Source organism: Streptomyces sp. NPDC048436 (assembly GCF_043200355.1).
Classification (GTDB): Bacteria; Actinomycetota; Actinomycetes; order Streptomycetales; family Streptomycetaceae; genus Streptomyces.
The window spans coordinates 418,404-436,294 of the sequence record NZ_JBICXP010000001.1 but is presented as its reverse complement, the minus strand read 5'-3'; the positions used below and the strand labels follow the sequence as shown (position 1 = coordinate 436,294).

Annotated in this window: 18 protein-coding genes; 11 read left to right on the top strand and 7 right to left on the bottom strand. The window is 71.1% G+C overall.

What is annotated here, in order from left to right:
* Nucleotides 1-75: 75 nt before the first annotated feature.
* From ACGFX9_RS02065 to ACGFX9_RS02045, 5 genes are all read right to left on the bottom strand, one after another.
* Nucleotides 76-738: a response regulator transcription factor gene (locus ACGFX9_RS02065; protein ID WP_393463354.1), complete on the bottom strand. Its 663-nt coding sequence runs from the start codon at nucleotides 736-738 to the stop codon at nucleotides 76-78.
* Nucleotides 735-2,228, bottom strand: coding sequence for an ATP-binding protein (locus ACGFX9_RS02060; protein WP_393463352.1), 1,494 nt, complete (start codon nucleotides 2,226-2,228; stop codon nucleotides 735-737). The genes ACGFX9_RS02065 and ACGFX9_RS02060 overlap by 4 nt, the downstream gene beginning before the upstream one ends.
* A complete protein-coding gene (locus ACGFX9_RS02055; RefSeq protein WP_393463350.1) occupies nucleotides 2,167-2,457 on the bottom strand; it encodes a small secreted hydrophilic protein in 291 nt (96 codons plus the stop codon). Before ACGFX9_RS02055 ends, ACGFX9_RS02060 begins: the two co-directional genes overlap by 62 nt.
* An 88-nt stretch (nucleotides 2,458-2,545) precedes the next feature.
* Nucleotides 2,546-2,827: an Lrp/AsnC family transcriptional regulator gene (locus ACGFX9_RS02050; RefSeq protein WP_393463349.1), complete on the bottom strand. Its 282-nt coding sequence runs from the start codon at nucleotides 2,825-2,827 to the stop codon at nucleotides 2,546-2,548.
* Complete coding sequence (locus ACGFX9_RS02045; protein ID WP_393463347.1) at nucleotides 2,824-3,555, bottom strand: rhomboid family intramembrane serine protease; 732 nt, start codon at nucleotides 3,553-3,555, stop codon at nucleotides 2,824-2,826. Before ACGFX9_RS02045 ends, ACGFX9_RS02050 begins: the two co-directional genes overlap by 4 nt.
* 138 nt (nucleotides 3,556-3,693) lie before the next feature.
* Here ACGFX9_RS02045 and ACGFX9_RS02040 point away from each other — a divergent pair, with 138 nt between their 5' ends.
* The 5 genes from ACGFX9_RS02040 to ACGFX9_RS02020 all read left to right on the top strand — a co-directional run bounded on the left by ACGFX9_RS02040 (nucleotide 3,694) and on the right by ACGFX9_RS02020 (nucleotide 9,140).
* Nucleotides 3,694-3,933, top strand: coding sequence for a hypothetical protein (locus tag ACGFX9_RS02040; RefSeq protein WP_190081342.1), 240 nt, complete (start codon nucleotides 3,694-3,696; stop codon nucleotides 3,931-3,933).
* A 34-nt stretch (nucleotides 3,934-3,967) separates the two neighbouring features.
* Nucleotides 3,968-5,317: an NYN domain-containing protein gene (locus tag ACGFX9_RS02035; protein ID WP_393463345.1), complete on the top strand. Its 1,350-nt coding sequence runs from the start codon at nucleotides 3,968-3,970 to the stop codon at nucleotides 5,315-5,317.
* Nucleotides 5,318-5,610: 293 nt separating this feature from the next.
* On the top strand, nucleotides 5,611-6,642 hold the full coding sequence (locus ACGFX9_RS02030; RefSeq protein WP_393463343.1) for a C40 family peptidase: 1,032 nt from the start codon (nucleotides 5,611-5,613) through the stop codon (nucleotides 6,640-6,642).
* A gap of 228 nt (nucleotides 6,643-6,870) precedes the next feature.
* Complete coding sequence (locus ACGFX9_RS02025) at nucleotides 6,871-7,905, top strand: NlpC/P60 family protein (protein WP_393463341.1); 1,035 nt, start codon at nucleotides 6,871-6,873, stop codon at nucleotides 7,903-7,905.
* A 38-nt stretch (nucleotides 7,906-7,943) separates the two neighbouring features.
* Nucleotides 7,944-9,140, top strand: coding sequence for a hypothetical protein (locus ACGFX9_RS02020; protein WP_393463339.1), 1,197 nt, complete (start codon nucleotides 7,944-7,946; stop codon nucleotides 9,138-9,140).
* Here ACGFX9_RS02020 and ACGFX9_RS02015 read toward each other — a convergent pair.
* A complete protein-coding gene (locus ACGFX9_RS02015) occupies nucleotides 9,097-10,335 on the bottom strand; it encodes a glycosyltransferase 87 family protein (RefSeq protein ID WP_393465539.1) in 1,239 nt (412 codons plus the stop codon). The two genes, ACGFX9_RS02020 and ACGFX9_RS02015, sit on opposite strands and share 44 nt — an antisense overlap.
* Before the next feature lie 144 nt (nucleotides 10,336-10,479).
* Here ACGFX9_RS02015 and ACGFX9_RS02010 point away from each other — a divergent pair, with 144 nt between their 5' ends.
* Entirely contained in the window at nucleotides 10,480-11,622 is a 1,143-nt protein-coding gene (locus tag ACGFX9_RS02010) for a glycosyltransferase family 4 protein (protein WP_393463337.1), read from the top strand.
* Between the two features lie 171 nt (nucleotides 11,623-11,793).
* Here the strand turns inward: ACGFX9_RS02010 and ACGFX9_RS02005 are convergent, their stop codons facing one another.
* A complete protein-coding gene (locus tag ACGFX9_RS02005) occupies nucleotides 11,794-13,590 on the bottom strand; it encodes an AMP-dependent synthetase/ligase (protein WP_393463335.1) in 1,797 nt (598 codons plus the stop codon).
* 330 nt (nucleotides 13,591-13,920) lie between these two features.
* On the opposite strand from ACGFX9_RS02005, the gene ACGFX9_RS02000 reads away from it, so the two are divergent.
* The 5 genes from ACGFX9_RS02000 (at nucleotide 13,921) to ACGFX9_RS01980 (ending at nucleotide 17,878) form a co-directional block, all read left to right on the top strand.
* Nucleotides 13,921-14,670, top strand: coding sequence for a metallophosphoesterase (locus tag ACGFX9_RS02000; RefSeq protein ID WP_393465535.1), 750 nt, complete (start codon nucleotides 13,921-13,923; stop codon nucleotides 14,668-14,670).
* A 90-nt stretch (nucleotides 14,671-14,760) separates the two neighbouring features.
* Nucleotides 14,761-15,204: an SRPBCC family protein gene (locus ACGFX9_RS01995; protein ID WP_393463333.1), complete on the top strand. Its 444-nt coding sequence runs from the start codon at nucleotides 14,761-14,763 to the stop codon at nucleotides 15,202-15,204.
* 5 nt (nucleotides 15,205-15,209) lie between these two features.
* Nucleotides 15,210-16,346, top strand: coding sequence for an ArsA family ATPase (locus ACGFX9_RS01990; protein ID WP_393463331.1), 1,137 nt, complete (start codon nucleotides 15,210-15,212; stop codon nucleotides 16,344-16,346).
* 71 nt (nucleotides 16,347-16,417) lie between these two features.
* Nucleotides 16,418-16,882, top strand: a complete 465-nt coding sequence (locus tag ACGFX9_RS01985; RefSeq protein ID WP_393463329.1) for a DUF5304 domain-containing protein — start codon at nucleotides 16,418-16,420, stop codon at nucleotides 16,880-16,882.
* Nucleotides 16,883-16,936: 54 nt separating this feature from the next.
* A complete protein-coding gene (locus tag ACGFX9_RS01980) occupies nucleotides 16,937-17,878 on the top strand; it encodes an ROK family glucokinase (RefSeq protein WP_393463327.1) in 942 nt (313 codons plus the stop codon).
* Nucleotides 17,879-17,891 lie beyond the last annotated feature (13 nt).

The window sequence follows — 17,891 nt, the reverse complement described above, 5'->3', positions numbered from 1 at the left end:
GTCGAGCCTCGGGCCCTGCTGTGAGCCTTCAATTAGCCGCGGATGAAAGGAAGTTCACCGTGACTCCGGCGAGGCTCATCCCGGCAGCCGGTACCCCATCCCGCGTACCGTCTCCACCCGCTCGGCCCCCAGCTTCTTGCGCAGCGCCCGTACGTACACGTCCACGATGTTGGACCCCGGGTCGAAGTCGTACCCCCACACGTGCGACAGGATCTGCTCCCGCGAGAGCACCTGGCCCGGATGGCGCAGGAACAGTTCGAGCAGCACGAACTCACGTGCCGTCAGGTCCACCGTCCGCTCGCCCGAACGCGCTCTGCGCGTGCGCAGATCCAGCGTCAGCTCCCCGCCGCGCAGCACCGTCACCTCCGGCGCCCCCGTCGCCGTACGCAGCCGCAGGCGCACCCGCGCGAGCAGTTCCTCGAAGCGGAACGGCTTGGTCATCCAGTCGTCGGCGCCGCCTTCGAGGCCCGCCACCGTGTCCCGGACCGAGTCGCGCGCGGTCAGCACGATGACCGGTGTGCTCACGCGTGCCTCGCGCAGCTGGCGCAGGACCGTGAAGCCGTCCTTGCCGGGCAGCCCGATGTCCAGGACGACCAGGTCGAAGCCGCCGGTCAGGGCGTAGTCGTAGGCCGCTTCGCCGTCGCCGACGACGCTGGTGGTGAAGCCGTTGGCGCGCAGGCCCTTCTCGACGAAGGACGCGATGCGTTCCTCGTCCTCGACGATGAGTATCCGGTTCATTGCTGCCCCGATTCCTGTTCCGGCAGTACGAGTACGAAGGTGGCGCCGCCGCCCTCGGTGGGCCGCAGCTCGACGCGCCCGCCGTGTCCTTCGGCGATGGCCCGCACGATGGCGAGGCCGAGCCCGGCGCCGGTGGCGCGGGAGCCGCGCCGTGCGGTGCCGCGCCGGAACCGCTCGAAGATCACCGCGGCGTCCTGCGCCTGGACGCCGGGCCCGCTGTCGGCGACGTACAACTCGATCTCCCCGGCCGAACCGCGCGAGCCGATGCTGACGCGCTGCCCGGTGACGGTGTGCTGCACGGCGTTCTGGGCCAGCTGCACCATCGCCTGGGTGATGCGCTGCGGGTCGAGGGCGGCTTCGCCGTCGGCCACTTCGGCAAGCTGCCAGTCGCGGTCGCCCAGCGCCCGCGCCTTGACGAAGACGTCCGCGGTCAGCTCGGCGAGCTGCACCGGCTCCGGGGTGACGAAGTCGGGGCGTTCGGCCTTGGCGAGCAGGAGGAGGTCCTCGACGATGCGGCTCATCCGGTCGAGTTCCTCCATCACGATCCGGGTCGTCTCCTCGCGCTCGCCCGGGTTGTCGCCCATCAGCTCCAGGTGGCCGCGGACGATGGTGATGGGCGTACGCAGCTCGTGGCCCGCGTCGTCGACGAACTCGCGCTGCGCGGCGAACGCCCGTTCAAGGCGGTCGAGCATGCCGTTGAACGTCTCGGCGAGCGCCGCGATGTCGTCCCGGCCCTGCACCGGGATGCGCCGGGTCAGGTCCTGCTCGGTGAGCTGCGCGGCGGTCGTACGCACCAGGCGTACGGGCTTGAGGATGCGCCCGGCGACGGCCCAGCCGATGCCGGTCGTCATCAGGAGCGCGACCCCGGAGATGGCGAGCAGCATCGTGAACACGTCGTCCGCCTTGGCCTGTTCGCCCGCCGGGTGGAAGGCGACGACGAACGCTGCCGCCGGCCGGCCGCCACTCGCCCCGATGGCCACCTTCGCCCAGCGGACCTCGCCCTGGGCGCGGTGCAGGGTGCCGGTGGCGGCGGAGGAGCCGAAGACCTCGGACAGTGCGGCGGTGTCCTTGGCGAGCGGGTGCTCGATGCGCAGCTCGCGGGACTGCTCCTTCTTGGCGGGGGCCTTGCCGGGGCGTTCGACCAGGCCGAGGAGCTCCTCGTCGGGGTCGGCGTACTGCCGCTCAAGGAAGAGGCGAAGCAGCGGGTCCGGGTCGGTGAACTTCTTTCCGGTGTGCGGGTCGACGCCCTGGTCCACGAAGTTGGTGAACTCGCCGGTCTCCTGCGCGAGCAGCCGGTCGATGCGTTCGTCCACGTCGCGCAGGAGCACCGAGCGGGTGGTGGCGGCCACCGCGGCGAGCGCGACGGCCATCACGAGGAGCAGCCACAGGAGGATGCGGACGCGGGCGGAGACCCAGCGGCGCGCGGACTCAGCCGTCTTCACCGGGGCCGTCGTCGTCGTTGCCGTTGTCGTCCCTGCCGTCGTCGTCATCGTCTTCGCCCGAAGGGTTCTCGCTGACCGGCGGAGGCGACACCGTCTCGTCGCTCGGCGTCGGCCGGGGGGAGGCGGGCTTCGTGGAGGGTGAGCCGCTCTCCAGCTCCACCTTGGGCGGCACCTTGGGGGGCTCGGGGCTGTCGGTCAGGGCGTAGCTGGTGGCGGCGATGCCGAGGGGTATCGCGACGACGGCGGCCAGGGCGGCCATGCGGTGGGAGAAGACCATGGGAGGGAGCGTGCGGGGCGCGGGGCGGCGGCAGCATGAGCCGCGGATGAGGAAACACTCATCCGGCGCCCACGGGTGCGCAGGGGACCTACGAGTCGAGGCCGATCGCGAACGCCGCTTCCAGGTCGTGCTGGGAGTACGTACGGAACGCGACATGCGTGTCCGTGCCCTCCACGCCCGGGATCTTGCTGATCTTGCCGGGGATGATGTCGGCCAGGTCGTCGTGGCGCCCGACGCGCACCATGGCGATCAGGTCGTACGTCCCGGTCACGGAGAAGACCTCGCTGACGCAGTCGAGGGCGGCGATCGACTCGGCGATCTCCGGGATCCGGTCCACGCTGGTCTTGATGAGCACGATCGCGGTGATCACGGCTGGCTGTCTCCCTCGGTAACCGGTGCTGGCATCTTCACTTTAGCCGTCCGTCTGTAGCGGCCCCACGCGTAGAGAAAGCCCAGCGAGAAGCCCACGATATGGGCCAGATACGCCACCCCCGGCCCCTGCCCGCCCTGGAGGGCCGCAAGCCACTGCAGCGCCACCCAGAACGGCAGCACCACCCACGCGGGAAAGCGCAGCGGCAGGAAGAAGAGGAACGGGAAGAGGCTCGTGACCCGGGCCTTGGGGAAGAGGCGCAGACACGCTCCGAGCACCGCGGAGATCGCGCCCGACGCGCCCACCAGGGTCTGGTCGGAGCCCGCGTGCGCGATCGCGTAGGCGAACAGGGCGAGATAGCCGCAGCCGAGGTAGAAGAGCGCGAACTGGATGTGACCCATCCGTTCTTCGACCATCGCCCCGAAGACGTACAAGAAGAGCATGTTGCCCAGGAGATGCAGCCAGGTGCCGTGCACGAAGAGCGCGGTGGCCGGGGAGAGCAGGGCTCGCGGATCGCCGCTGAACAGCTCGGAGGGGACCACGCCCCAGCGCTCGAAGTAGGCCTGCTGGGCGGCCAGTAGCCCATCGCCCCTGCCGTACACGGGGTTGAACCCGGACACCGGGGAGATCAGGAAGACCAGAGAGCATGCGGCGATCAGGCCGTACGTCACCGGGGCGGACTGGCCTCTGATCAGCCGGCCCGCCGTCGCGCCCCATGTGTTGATCATGCACAGAGCATGACGTAAGGGCAGCAAATCGTACAGAGCGCCCCGCCGCGTGAGAGGCCGCCGCATGGAGACCCTTACAGGCCTTAGGGTTACGGGCACCACGCACCATGGAATTCCGAAGGAAAGCGAACAGCCACGATGACGGTTCCTCTGCCGACCGACACCACCCGGTGGCGTTGCACGCTCTGCGGCAATCTCACGCGTTTCGACGTCACCCGCACGTCGAAGGTCGTCGAGTATGTGCACCTCGACCTGGCCGGTGAGTCGAACGTCGAGGAACGCGAGGTGGTCAGTGAGACCATCGAGTCGGTGCGCTGCCGCTGGTGCAACGCGGTGGACCAGGTGGAACTCGTGGACAGGCCGGGCGCCGGCTCCTGACGGAGCGGGCCCCGCACAGCTAGTGGGGTGACGGATGGTGGAGAGCGCGAGCGGGGAGCCGGACGACGGCGCCGCTGAGGTGCTCGACCGCCCGCTGCCCGACGGAGTGCGACGGCGGGTCGTCCAGATCGTCTCGGACGGCTTCGGCGGCCTCACGGTCGGCGAACTTCCCGCACAGCTGAGACAGTACGCCCGCTTCACGCCGACCCGGCGCACGAAGTTCGCGGGCAACGCGATGGCGACCGCCCTGGAGGGCGACGCCCTCTTCCGGCAGCGCATCGGCGAACGCCTCAGAGAGGCGCAGCCCGAGCTCACCGGCGCCCTGGACGCGGGCTCCCCGCCCCCGGCCGCGGACCCGCTCGACGTGGCGGCCGCGGCCTATGTGCTGCGCCCCACCGGCTGGGTGAAGCTGGTGACCGCCGCGGGCGAGGAGGCCCTGCGGGCGGACGCCGAGCGCGTCGAGGAGGAGAACCGCGCCGAGCTCGAACGGCTGCGCGAGGAGCTGGCCGCGGCGCGCGGCCAGACGAAGGCCGAGACCGAACGGCTGCGCACGGAACTCGAATCGGCGAAGAAGGAAGCCGAATCGATGCATCGCAAGCTGCGCGGCGCCCTCAGTGACGTCAAGCGCGGCGAGGCGGCCCTGCGTAAAGCCGCCGCCGAGTCCGATGCCGCACGCGCCGAGGGCCAGGCGCAGCTGTCCGCCGCCGAGAGCGAGACCCGGCGGCTCAAGGCCCGGCTCAGTGAGACCGAGGCGGCCCTCGAAGCCAGCCGCAGGGCGGCGCGCGAGGGCCGCAGTGTCGAGGACATGCGGGTGCGGCTGCTGCTCGACACGGTCCTGGAGTCGGCGCAGGGGCTGCGCCGCGAGCTCGCGCTGCCGCCCGTCTCCGTGCGGCCCGCCGAGACCGTGGACGCCGTCGAGCCGGGGCGGATGACGCCGAAGGACATCGCGGCCCGCGCGCTCTCCGAGAACGATCCGGCGATCCTCGACCAACTGCTCGCCCTTCCGCAGGCGCACATGGTCGTCGACGGCTACAACGTCACCAAGACCGGCTATCCGACGATGCCCCTGGAGAAGCAGCGGCTGCGGCTGCTCGGCTCGCTCTCGCAGCTCGCCGCGCAGACCGGCGCCGAGATGACCTGCGTCTTCGACGGGGCCGAACTCGCCGCCCCGGTACTGCTCGCGCCGCCGCGCGGGGTGCGGGTGCTGTTCTCCAAGCCGGGCGTCACGGCCGATGAGCTCATCCGCCAGCTGGTGCGCGCCGAGCCTCCGGGGCGTCCCGTGGTCGTCGTATCGACCGACCGCGAAGTGGCCGACGGGATCGCGAAGGCGGGTGCGCGGCCGGTCGCTTCGGTCGTCCTCCTGAAGCGGCTTTCGCGGGGCTGACGTACGCCGCTTTCGCGGGGCTAAAGGTGCCTCGGTAACTCCTGTTCGCTATGCCCGAATTGGGGCCTCGGCTGCGCGACGTAGCGTCAATCGACCATCACCGCCTGTGCGTTATCGGTAAAATATGCGTCCCGCACCCCACTTTTTGCCGGTCAGGATTTGAACTGATCACAAGAAGGTCACTAAGGTCACGCCTCGAACCTCCGCTCGGTTGATCACCCATCCGGGGTGACAGCGGTGGTACCCGCCGACCGGGTCTCGGTAGGCGGCTGGAGGAAGAAGGAGCCGCCTTCGTGGCGTCCCACCGTCGACCCAAGCAGCCGAGCCGCGCCCGCGTGACTGTGCTCACCGCGACCGCCGCCGCTGCCGTGGCGCTCACCTCCCAGGCGGCCAACGCGGCGCCGAGCGAGAAGCCGAGCAAGGACGAGGTCAAGTCCAAGGTTGACAAGCTCTACGAGGACGCCGGCCGGGCCACCGACCGGTACAACGGCGCCAAGGAGAAGCAGGAGAAGCTCGAGAAGGAGATAGGCGAGCTTCAGGACAAGGTCGCCGGCGGCCAGGAGGACCTCAACGACCTGCGTGACGGTCTCGGTTCGATGGCCAGCGCGCAGTACCGCTCCGGCGGGATCGACCCCTCCGTCCAGCTCTTCCTCTCCTCCGACCCGGACGACTACCTCGACAAGGCGTCCACCATGGACCAGTTGAGCAGTCAGCAGGTCGAGGCGCTCAAGAAGGTCCAGGAGAAGCAGCGGACCCTCGCGCAGGAGCGCAAGGAGGCTTCCGACAAGCTCAAGGACCTCGCCGACACGCGCAAGGAACTGGGCAAGAAGAAGAAGGAAGTCCAGAGCAAGCTCGGCGCCGCCCAGAAGCTGCTCAACACCCTGACCGCCAAGGAGAAGGCGGACCTCGCCGCCAAGGAGCAGCGCGCGAGCCGCAGCGCAGGCGACCGCGTGGACCTCGGCAAGGAGGTCCCGGCCTCGCAGCGCGGCCAGGCCGCCCTGAGCGCCGCCGCGACGCAGATCGGCAAGCCCTACGTCTCCGGCGGCAGCGGCCCCAACTCCTACGACTGCTCCGGCCTCACGCAGTGGGCGTACAACCAGGCCGGTGTGCAGATCACCCGCACCACGTACACCCAGCAGAACGACGGCACGAAGATCGGCCGCGGCGAGCTGAAGCCCGGCGACCTGGTCTTCTTCAACAGCCTCGCGCACGTCGGCTTCTACGCGGGCAACGGCCAGATCCTGCACGCACCGAAGCCCGGTGCCGTGGTGCGCTACGAGTCGATGTCCACCGTCGGCTCCTTCCAGTTCGGCGTCCGCATCTGAATCGACCGGAGCGCCGCCCGCACGGGTGAATTCCGGTAACTCCCGCTGACTCAACGCCCCGTCCTCGACCTGCGTCGATGGCGGGGCGTCCGGCTGTGCGCGGGCGATCACCGTCGCGCTGCGTGATAGCTTGCGCGCTGTCCGTCAGGCCCCGGCCGTCGGGCACGTCAGTCTCGCGCGCATTCCCCGACCGTCGGGGGCGCCGGCGGTAGAGGAGAGCGGCTTCCCTTGGGATCCCATCGTCGTCCCGCAGATTCCGGACCCGACCGGGGTGCGCGTGGCACCCGGGTCACCGTGCTTTCCGTCGCGGCGGCCACCGCTGCCGCCGCCTTCACCGCACCGGCCGGGGCGGCGCCGCACGACACCCCGGCCGAGACCAAGGCCAAGGTGGACCGCCTCTTCGAGCAGGCCGAGAAGGCCACCGAGTCGTACAACAAGGCCGATGAGCGCGCGGACACCCTGCGCGAGCAGGTCAGGCTGGCCACGGACAGCGTCGCCCGCGGCCAGGAGCGCATCAACACGATGCGCGGCGCGCTCGGTTCGCTCGCCGGGGCCCAGTACCGCTCGGGCGGCATCGACCCCTCGCTGTCCCTGCTGCTCTCCTCCGACCCGGACGGCTATCTGGACAAGGTGGCGACGCTCGACCGCATCGGCGCCCGGCAGGCCGGTGAACTGACGGATCTGCGAAAGGCCCAGCGCCGCCTCTCCCAGGAACGCGCGGAGGCCGGTCACAAACTCGCGGAGCTGGAGAAGAGCCGCACCGCCGTGGCCCGCCACAAGCGCAGCGTGGAGCACAAGCTCGCCGCCGCGCGCCGCCTCCTCAACTCGCTGCCCTCGCAGGACCGTGAGGCCTACGACAGGGCGTCGCGCTCGGGACGCGGCGGGCTGCCGGATCTCGGGAGCGCGGCGCCGTCCTCGCCGCGGGCCGCAGCCGCCATCGCCGCGGCGCGCTCGGTGGTCGGCCGGCCCTACGTGTGGGGCGCCAACGGGCCCTCCGCCTTCGACTGTTCGGGCCTCACCCAGTGGTCGTACGCGCAGGCGGGCGTAGGACTGCCGCGCACCTCCCAGGCCCAGCGGTACGCCGGGCGGCAGGTGCCCCTCTCCCAGGCCAGGCCCGGTGACCTCGTGGCCTACCGCGACGACGCCAGTCATATCGGGATGTACATGGGCAACGGCCAGGTCGTGCACGCGCCTTACCCGGGAGCGCCCGTGCGCTACGACCCGGTGGGCATGATGCCGGTGTCGTCCGTGACGCGGATCTGACCGGCGCCCCGCCGCCCGCTGCCCGTACGATCTGAAACGTGGCTGGTCGCGGGCGTGGGTCGGGGGTGCTGGGGATCTGTGTCGCCCTGCTCGTGGGGTGCGGCGGTCCCTCGGCGCCCGATGCCGCGCCCGGCGACGTGCGCAGGCTGCTCGACCGGCGAGCTGAGGCGGTGCTCGACCGGGACGCGAAGGAGTACCGCGAGACGGGCCGGTCGGCCAAGGCCTACGACAACCTCCGTGAGGTGCCGCTCCAGTCCTGGCAGTACCGCCTGACCGCCTTCGACCGCGACGGCGAGCGGGCCACGGCGACCGCCGACCTCCGCTACCGCATCAAGGGCTACGACAGCGAGCCGCTCACCACGTCCCTCGCGCTCACGCTGGAGGAACGCGAGGGGCGTTGGTACGTCACCGCTGAGAGGCCCGCCAGGAAGGCCACGGAGCAACTCTGGGACCAGGGACCCGTCGAGGCCGTACGGGGCGCTCACAGCCTCGTGCTGGGGGTCGGACGGGGCCAGGGGGACCGGCGGGACGACGAGACGCTGCGCGAGTACGCGGATCTCGCCGACCGCGCGGTGCCCCTGGTGCGGGACGCCTGGCACGGGAAGTGGCCGGAGCGGGTCGTCGTCCTGGTGCCCAAGTCCCTGGACGGGATGGCCGGGCTCCTCGGTGCTCCGGCGTCCGGGTACCAGGGGATCGCGGCGGTGACCACGGGGGAGACGGGCGGCTCCGGGAAAGCCCCGGCCGACCGGATCATCGTCAACCCCGAGGCGTACGGCGTGCTCGGCGACTTCGGCAAGCAGGTCGTCCTCACCCACGAGACGACCCACGTCGCGACCCGCGCGCACACCTCCCCCGCGACCCCGCTGTGGCTCTCCGAAGGCTTCGCCGACTGGGTGGGCTACCGCGGGACGGGCCGCACCGCCGCGCAGGCCGCCCCCGAGCTGCGGCGCGCGCTCCAGCGTGAGCAGCCGCCCGGCGCGCTCCCCGAGGACGACGATTTCGGCTTCAGCGGTGACGCGGGGAAGCTCGCCGAGGCCTATGAAGGGGCGTGGCTCGCCTGCCGGATGGTCGCGGACCAGTGGGGCGAGGCGAAGCTGACGGCCTTCTACGAAGCGGTCGGTGTGCACAAGAAGAGGCCCGGTGCAGTGGAGGACGCGATGAGGGAGGTCCTGGACACCACTCCGGAGGAGTTCACGGCGCGGTGGCGTACGTATCTGCGCACGGAGCTCGGCTGACCCCTCCGGGCGCCGAATCGCGCTCACGGGCCCGGGGTTCGGACACCGTCCGCCGCCACAGATTCCGGCAGGCGAGCACGGCCGCCGCGACGAGCAGACCATTGCGTACGAAGAGCAGGGCGATGCCCAGTGGATCGCTCCGCACCACGTGCGAGAACCAGATGGGGAACTCCAGGAACGTGACGAACGTGGCCGCGAGCACCAGACGCACGGGCAGCAGCATGCGGCTCGCGCGGAACGCCAGGCACACGGCGGCGACCCCGACCAGCCACAGTAGGTACTGCGGGCTGATCACCCGGCTCGTCGTCGTGAACAGCAGCACGGCGACGAAGGCCGCGTCCGCGACGGTGCCCGGCGACCAGACACGCGCGCGCAGCCGCCACACGAGCAGCCAGCAGAAGGCCGCCGCCGAAAGCCCCTGGGCCACCGTGCTGACCAGCGGGACACAGGGGCCGAGGAACTCCACCGAGCCGTAGTTGAGCTGTACGTCGCCCTGCCAGCCGAGGTGGCGCGCGACATGGAAGACGAGCGCGCCGAGCGACTCGACCTCGGTGCCGCGGTCGCGCTGGAAGGTCAGGAAGGCGAGCGCGCCGGGCATGGTCACCAGGAAGGCCAGGGCGAGGCCGAAGGCGGTGACGGCCGCCGCGCCCCACGCACTGCGCGTGACGCGTCCGCGTGGAGTTCCGACGAGGAGCAGTACGGGCCACACCTTGAGCAGCGCGCCGAACCCCGCGAGCGCCCCCATCACACGGGGGCGGCGGCCCCCGGCGAGCAGCGCGGCGACCGCCACGGCCGTCACCATCACGTCGTAGCGGGCGTACACCGTGGGCCCGAGCAGCGCCACGCCCGCGACCCACACCCAGGCGCCACGCGGCGACTTGCCGGGCCGACCTCCCGCGTACAGGAGCAGTCCCAGGACCAGGGCGTCGGCGATGAGGGCGAGTACGAAGAACGCCGAGGCGTAGTCCAGGAAGGGCAGCAGGGCGGGGGAGAGGACCGGGAGGGCGGCGGCGGGCGGGTACTGCCAGGTGACGTCGTCGAGCGGGAAGGTGCCGGTGCGCAGGACCTCGTACCAGCCGTGGTAGATGACGGTGACGTCGCTGGTCACGTCGGGGCCGGGGGCGGTGAGCACCTTGAAGACGCAGAGCAGCAGGACGGTCCTGGTCAGGACCCACACGGTCAGGATCCGCGCCATGCGCACCACGCCCCATTTCGGCTGTTTCATCGTGATTCGGTCAGCCATGATGCCGGGCCCGGCTGTGGATGGGCCAAGAGGCGGGGCCGTTCGGAGGGCGGGGCCGTGCCGCGCTTCGCCGGGCTTTCGGTACTGTCGGCGACGATGCACAAGACCTTGATCGTCACGAACGACTTCCCGCCCAGGCCCGGTGGCATCCAGGCGTTCCTGCACAACATGGCGCTGCGCCTGGACCCCGAGCAGCTCGTCGTCTACGCCTCCACATGGAAGCGGGGGCGCGAGGGCGCGGAGGCGACGGCCGCCTTCGACGCGGAGCAGCCCTTCACCGTCGTACGCGACTCCACGACGATGCTTCTGCCGACCCCGCGGGTCACCGGGCGCGCTGTCTCGCTCCTGCGGGAACACGGCTGCGAGTCGGTGTGGTTCGGGGCGGCGGCGCCCCTGGGGCTGATGGCGCCGGCGCTGCGGAAGGCCGGGGCGCGGCGGCTCGTCGCCACGACGCACGGCCACGAGGCGGGGTGGGCGCAGCTGCCCGCCGCACGCCAACTCCTGCGCCGGATCGGCGACTCGACGGACACGATCACCTATCTGGGCGAGTACACCCGCTCCCGGATCGCCGCCGCGCTGACGCCCGAGGCCGCGGGGCGGATGGTCCAACTGCCGCCGGGCGTCGACGAGAAGACCTTCCACCCGGGCTCGGGCGGTGACGCGGTCCGTGCCCGCCTCGGGCTTAGCGACCGGCCGGTCGTGGTGTGCGTCTCACGGCTGGTGCCGCGCAAGGGGCAGGACACGCTGATTCTCGCGATGCCGCGGATTCTGGCGGGGGCGCCTGAGGCGGTGCTGCTGATCGTCGGGGGCGGCCCTTATGAGAAGGAACTGCGGAAGCTGGCGGCCGAGACGGGTGTCTCGGACTCCGTGCGGTTCACGGGGGCCGTGCCGTGGGCGGAGCTGCCCGCGCACTATGGCGCCGGGGACGTCTTCGCCATGCCGTGCAGGACGCGGCGGGGCGGGCTTGATGTGGAGGGCCTCGGGATCGTGTACCTGGAGGCTTCGGCGACCGGCCTTCCCGTGGTCGCGGGTGACTCCGGCGGGGCGCCGGACGCGGTGCTGGACGGGGAGACCGGGTGGGTGGTCCGGGGCGGCTCCCCGGAGGACGCGGCGGACCGGATCGTCACCCTGCTGGGCGACGCGGAGCTGCGGGCGCGGATGGGGGAGCGGGGCCGGGAGTGGGTGGAGGAACGGTGGCGCTGGGATCTCCTGGCGGAGAGGCTGCGGGAGTTGCTTTAGCGCCTGATGGGGTGCCGCTGGGGGTTGTTGCGCGACTGACCGCCGCCGTCGGCTGAGCGCGCAGTTCCCCGCGCCCCTTAAGGGGCGCGGGGAACTGCGCGAGCAACCAGCCACGACCGCAAGTCGCCAACGAACATGGCCCCCCACGGCGAGTGGGCGACCCCGCAAACGCTACCCGCGGTAAATTGCCTCGATCTCGTCCGCGTAGTCCTTGGCGACAACATTCCGCTTCAGCTTCAGAGACGGCGTCAAATGCCCCGACTCCTCCGTGAACTGGGAGGACAGGACACGGAACTTCCGCACCGACTCCGCCTTGGAGACGGCCGCGTTGCCATCGTCCACCGCGCTCTGGATCTCCGCGAGGAAGTCCACGTCCTCCCGCAGTGACGCAGCCGTGGAGCCCGCCGGCTTCCCGTGGTCCGAGGCCCAGCGGCCCACGAACTCGTCGTCCACCGTGACGAGCGCGCCCACGAAGGGCCGCCCGTCGCCCACGACCATGCACTCCGCGACCAGCGCATGCGCGCGGATACGGTCCTCGATCACCGCGGGAGCGACGTTCTTGCCGCCCGCCGTCACGATGATCTCCTTCTTGCGGCCGGTGATCTGGAGGTAGCCGTCCTCGTCGAGCGTGCCGATGTCACCGGTGTGGAACCAGCCGTCGGCAAGCGCCTCTTCGGTCGCGCCCTCGTTGTTCCAGTACTCCGTGAACAGGTGCTCGCCGTGCAGCAGCACCTCGCCGTCGTCGGCGATCCGGACGACCGAACCGGGCAGCGGCTGGCCGACCGTGCCGATCTTCTGGCGGTCCCAGGGGTTGAAGGCGGTGGCCGCGCAGGACTCGGTGAGGCCGTAGCCCTCAAGGACCGTGAAGCCGATGCCGCGGAAGAAGTGGCCCAGGCGCTCGCCGAGCGGCGCGCCGCCCGAGATCGCGTACTCGCCGCGACCGCCGAGTACGGCCCGCAGCTTGCTGTAGACCAGCTTGTCGAACGTCTTGTACTTGATCTTCAGGCCGAGCGAGGGGCCGCTCGGGGTGTCGAGCGCGCGGCTGTACGCGATCGCCGTCTCCGCTGCCTTGTCGAAGATCTTGCCCTTGCCGTCGGCCTGCGCCTTGGCGCGCGCCGAGTTGTAGACCTTCTCGAAGACGCGCGGGACGCCCAGGATCATGGTCGGCCTGAACGACGCCAGCTCGTCCGTGAGGTTCTTGACGTCGGGCGCGTGGCCCAGCTTGATCGGCGCCATCAGCGCGGCGACCTCGACCAGCCGCCCGAAGACGTGCGCGACGGGGAGGAAGAGGAGCACCGAACACTCGCCGGTGCGGAAGAGCGGCTTCAGGCGCTCCACCACGTTGCCGCACTCCGCGAAGAAGCTGCGGTGCGTGAGGACACAGCCCTTGGGGCGGCCGGTGGTGCCCGAGGTGTAGACGATGGTGGCCGGGTCGTCGGCTCCCGCGACCGCGCTGCGCTCGTCGACGGTCTCCTCGGAGACGTCGGCGCCCGCGCGGTTCAGCTCCTCGACGCCACCGCGGTCGATCTGCCAGATGTTGACCAGGTCGGGAAGCCGGTCGCGCACGGAGTCGACGGCCGCGGTGTGCACGTCCAGTTCGACGACGATGCCCACGGCGCCGGAGTCGCCGAGGATCCACTGGATCTGCTCGGCCGAGCTCGTCTCGTACACCGGCACGGTGACCGCGCCCGCGCTCCAGATCGCGAAGTCGAGGAGCGTCCACTCGTAGCGGGTGCGGGACATCAGGGCGACACGGTCACCGGGGCGCACACCGGAGGCGATGAGCCCCTTCGCGGCGGCGCGGACCTCGGCGAGGAAGGTCTTGGCGGTGACGTCCTGCCAGGTGCCGTTCACCTTGCGGCCGATGACGGCGACATCCGGATGCTGCGTGGCGTTTCTGCGGACGATGTCGGTCAGATTGCCGTCCGTGGGGACCTCGTACAGGGCCGGAAGGCTGAACTCGCGCAAGACTGCTGCTCCTACATAGGGCGCCGGCGCCACGACGTTGTGCGATGCGACGGTGCGGTCCAAGATCGGGCAGGTGCTCCGGGGAATATGGGGGGAGAGACAGCTGGAGCACTACTGGACTGCCCGGACGTTACCCATGGGTATGGCTTGTTCGGTAGGGGGTCCGGGCCAGATGTTCGGTGCGTCACACGACGTTGTGGTCTGAACCGCACAGTACGCCACGCCATTCCCGACTCGGAAGTAACCGCAGGTCCGCCCCCTTCTCGATGCCTCTACCCACCTTTGCCCGCTCGTTCTAGGGTGATCGGCATGCCAGGATTCCGGGTCAACGTGGTCAGCGACGTGCACGGCAACACCAAGGACCTCGCCCGCGCGGGCGAGGGAGCCGACGCGCTCATCTGTCTCGGTGACCTGGTGCTTTTTCTTGACTACGCCGACCACTCGCGCGGCATCTTCCCCGACCTCTTCGGTACGGAGAACGCCGACCGTCTCGTGGAACTGCGCACCGCCCGCCGCTTCGAGGAGGCCAGGGAGCTGGGCGCCCGGCTGTGGGCGGGCATAGACCGCGGGCCCGCCATCGAGCGGGCGGTCCGCAAGCAGTACGCCGAGCTCTTCGCCGCCTTCCCCACACCGACGTACGCCACCTACGGCAATGTCGACATGCCGACCCTGTGGTCCGAGTACGCGGGCCCGGGCACCACGGTCCTGGACGGCACGCGGGCCGAGATCGGCGGCCGTGTCTTCGGGTTCGTCGGCGGCGGCCTTCGTACGCCCATGCGGACGCCCTACGAGATCAGCGACGAGGAGTACGCGGCCAAGATCGAGGCCGTCGGCGAGGTCGACGTGCTCTGCACGCACATCCCGCCGGACGTCCCCGAGCTGGTGTACGACACCGTCGCCCGCCGCTTCGAGCGGGGCAGCCGGGCGCTGCTGGCCGCCATTCACAAGACCCGCCCGCGATACGCACTTTTCGGCCACGTCCATCAGCCGCTGACCCGGCGGATGAGGATCGGCGCGACGGAGTGTGTGAACGTGGGGCACTTCGCGAGCTCGGGCAGGCCATGGGCCCTGGAGTGGTGAAAGCCGCGCGGCCCGTGCGCGGTAGCCTTCACGCGGCACACACGTAGAGAACGATCCCCGCACCTGACCGCATCTGGAGGAGCCACAGCGATGGCGGAACACACCAGCTCGAGCATCACGATCGAGGCGGCACCGGCCGAGGTGATGGGGGTGATCGCCGACTTCGCGCGCTACCCCGACTGGACGGGCGAGGTGAAGGAGGCCCAGGTCCTCGACACCGACGACCAGGGCCGCGCCAAGCAGGTCCGCCTCGTCATGGACGCGGGCGCCATCAAGGACGACCAGACGCTCGGCTACACCTGGACCGGCGACAACGAGGTCAGCTGGACCCTCGTGAAGTCCCAGATGCTGCGGTCGCTCGACGGCTCGTACTTCCTGCAGCCCGCGGGCACGGGGACCGAGGTCACCTACCAGCTGACGGTCGACGTCAAGATCCCCATGCTCGGGATGATCAAGCGCAAGGCGGAGAAGGTCATCACCGACCGGGCGCTTGCGGGCTTGAAGAAGCGAGTGGAGTCGGGCGCTCAGGCCTGACCCTTATGCGCACCCTTCTGCTGGTCGGCCCCGGCGGCTCAGGCCGAACCACTGTCGCCGCGGCCACCGCGCTGTCCGCCGCCCGCGAGGGGCGCCGCATTCTGCTCATCTCCGCCGGCGGCACGGGCCCTCTCGGCGGTGAAGAGCCGGGCCTCACCGTCCAGCGGCTGACCCCCGGCGACGAGTTCCGCGACGACCTCCTCTCCCTGCAGAAGCGCGCGGGGTCCGCGCTCGACCTGCTCGGCGCCGGGCGCCTGGAGGGCGAGGAGCTCACCCCGCTGCCCGGCAGCGACGAACTGGCCCTGCTGCGGGCCCTGCGCGACGCGGGACAGGGCGCGTACGACACCGTCGTCGTGGACCTGCCCCCGACGCCCCGTGCCCTCGCACTGCTCGCCCTCCCTGAGCAGCTCCGCCGCTATCTGCGCAGGCTGCTTCCGCCCGAGCGGCAGGCGGCCCGCGCCCTGCGCCCCATGCTCGGGCGCATCGCGGGCGTCCCGATGCCCGCCGCCTGGCTGTACGAGACCGCCGCCCGCTGGGACTCCGAACTCGCCGCCGCCCAGGCCGTGATCGAAGCCCCGGGCACGACGGTCCGCCTGGTCGCCGAGCCGGGACCCGCGGGCGCCGAAGCCGTGCGCGCCGCCGCCACCGGCCTCGCCCTGCAGGGCCTGCGCGTCGACGCCGTGAGCGCCAACAAGGTCCTCCCGGACGACACCGCCGACATCTGGCTCTCCGGGCTCGTCGCCCAGCAGCGCAAGACGCTGACCGAGTGGGCACAGACGTACGGAGACACCTTCGGCACGCTCCCGCACCTGGGACGCGACCCACGCGGCGCCGACGACCTGGCCGCTCTGGGCGTGCCCGCCCCCGCCGCGGCGCCGGAGCCCGTCCGGTGGCCGGTCCGTGACGCCCTCGCCGACGAGGGCGTACTGATCTGGCACATCCCGCTCCCCGGAGCCGTACGCGAAGAGCTCTCACTGATCCGGCGCGGTGACGAACTGGTCGTCGGCACGGGCCCTTTCCGGCGCATCGTCACGCTGCCGTCGGCCCTGCGCCGCTGCACGGTCGAGGGGGCCGGGCTGCGCGAGGGCGAGCTGCGGGTGCGGTTCGCGCCGGACCCGGATCTGTGGCCGCGGACACGGTGAACGTGCCACCGCCATTCGGGTAACGTCGAGAGTACGAATCCATAGGCCGCCTGCGCAGGAGTCTGACCGTCATGAGCGATGCCACCGAGCGCGAAGTGCCCGAACCGGCCGACACCGACGCCGACGCGTGGGCGAAGGCGTGCGCCGAGGATCTCGCCGCGGAGAAGGCCCGGCGCCGCGCCCAGTACGGGCCGCAGCCCGGATCCGCCGGTGAGGAACTGCGCAAGCTCATGGACGCCGTGTCCCAGAAGCTGTCCGGGCTCCAGACGCCGCTGCTCGGCGCGGTCGCGCAGGGCGCCGTGGAGCAGACCGTGAAGCAGGTCGTCCAGCAGGCGAAGGCGGCCGTCGAACCGGTCATCGAGCGCAACCCCGACGTCTTCGACCATCTCGCCGCCGCCGGCAGCGAACTGCTCGCCGCCTACCGCTCCGCCGTCGAGAGCCAGGAAGGCCGCTGGACCCGCGGCGGCGACGCGGCGAAGGGCCCCGATCCCCGCGACGAGGGCCCCGGTCCCGCCGAACACATCGACCTGGACTGAACACCCCTCGGGTACGGTTGCCCGTAGCGGGGCTCGACCGAAACTGAGGGACACATGGGACTCACCATCGGCGTCGATATCGGCGGCACGAAGATCGCGGCCGGAGTGGTCGACGAAGAGGGCACCATTCTCGACACGCACACGGTGCCCACGCCGCCGACCGCCGAAGGCATCGTGGACGCGATCTGTGCCGCCGTCTCCGGCGCCGGCAAGGGGAACGACGTGGAGGCCGTCGGCATCGGCGCCGCCGGTTACGTCGACGACAAGCGCGCCACCGTTCTCTTCGCACCGAACATCGACTGGCGCCACGAGCCGCTCAAGGACAAGGTCGAGCAGCGGGTCGGCATGCCGGTCGTCGTCGAGAACGACGCGAACGCCGCGGCCTGGGGCGAGTACCGCTTCGGCGCGGGCCAAGGCCACGAGGACGTCATCGTCATCACCCTGGGCACGGGCCTGGGCGGCGGCATCATCATCGGCAACAAGCTGCGGCGCGGACGCTTCGGTGTGGCCGCCGAGTTCGGTCACATCCGGGTCGTCCCGGACGGCCTGCTGTGCGGCTGCGGAAGCCAGGGCTGCTGGGAGCAGTACGCCTCAGGGCGTGCCCTCCTGCGCTACGGACGCCAGCGCGCCAACGCGACGCCCGAGGCCGCGGAGATCCTGCTCGGCCTCGGCGACGGCTCGGTGGACGGCATCGAGGGCAAGCACATCAGCGAGGCGGCGCGCCAGGGCGACCCGGTCGCCGTCGACTCCTACCGCGAGCTGGCCCGCTGGGTCGGTGCCGGCCTCGCCGACCTGGCCTCGCTCTTCGACCCCTCCGCCTTCATCGTCGGCGGCGGCCTCTCGGACGAGGGCGAGCTCGTGCTCGACCCGATCCGGAAGTCGTTCCGGCGGTGGCTCATCGGCGGCCAGTGGCGTCCGCACGCGCAGGTGCTCGCGGCGCAGCTCGGCAACAAGGCGGGGCTCGTGGGAGCCGCCGACCTGGCACGGCAGGGCTAGTCCCCGCTGATCT

Excerpts from the sequence above, each read along its gene's own strand:
- ACGFX9_RS02065 (WP_393463354.1), bottom strand. The coding sequence starts at position 738 with ATGAACCGGATACTCATCGTCGAGGACGAGGAACGCATCGCGTCCTTC.
- ACGFX9_RS02060 (WP_393463352.1), bottom strand. The coding sequence starts at position 2,228 with ATGACGACGACGGCAGGGACGACAACGGCAACGACGACGACGGCCCCG.
- ACGFX9_RS02055 (WP_393463350.1), bottom strand. The coding sequence starts at position 2,457 with ATGGTCTTCTCCCACCGCATGGCCGCCCTGGCCGCCGTCGTCGCGATA.
- ACGFX9_RS02045 (WP_393463347.1), bottom strand. The coding sequence starts at position 3,555 with ATGATCAACACATGGGGCGCGACGGCGGGCCGGCTGATCAGAGGCCAG.
- ACGFX9_RS02040 (WP_190081342.1), top strand. The coding sequence starts at position 3,694 with ATGACGGTTCCTCTGCCGACCGACACCACCCGGTGGCGTTGCACGCTC.
- ACGFX9_RS02035 (WP_393463345.1), top strand. The coding sequence starts at position 3,968 with ATGGTGGAGAGCGCGAGCGGGGAGCCGGACGACGGCGCCGCTGAGGTG.
- ACGFX9_RS02015 (WP_393465539.1), bottom strand. The coding sequence starts at position 10,335 with ATGGCGCGGATCCTGACCGTGTGGGTCCTGACCAGGACCGTCCTGCTG.
- ACGFX9_RS02010 (WP_393463337.1), top strand. The coding sequence starts at position 10,480 with ATGCACAAGACCTTGATCGTCACGAACGACTTCCCGCCCAGGCCCGGT.
- ACGFX9_RS01995 (WP_393463333.1), top strand. The coding sequence starts at position 14,761 with ATGGCGGAACACACCAGCTCGAGCATCACGATCGAGGCGGCACCGGCC.
- ACGFX9_RS01990 (WP_393463331.1), top strand. The coding sequence starts at position 15,210 with ATGCGCACCCTTCTGCTGGTCGGCCCCGGCGGCTCAGGCCGAACCACT.
- ACGFX9_RS01985 (WP_393463329.1), top strand. The coding sequence starts at position 16,418 with ATGAGCGATGCCACCGAGCGCGAAGTGCCCGAACCGGCCGACACCGAC.
- ACGFX9_RS01980 (WP_393463327.1), top strand. The coding sequence starts at position 16,937 with ATGGGACTCACCATCGGCGTCGATATCGGCGGCACGAAGATCGCGGCC.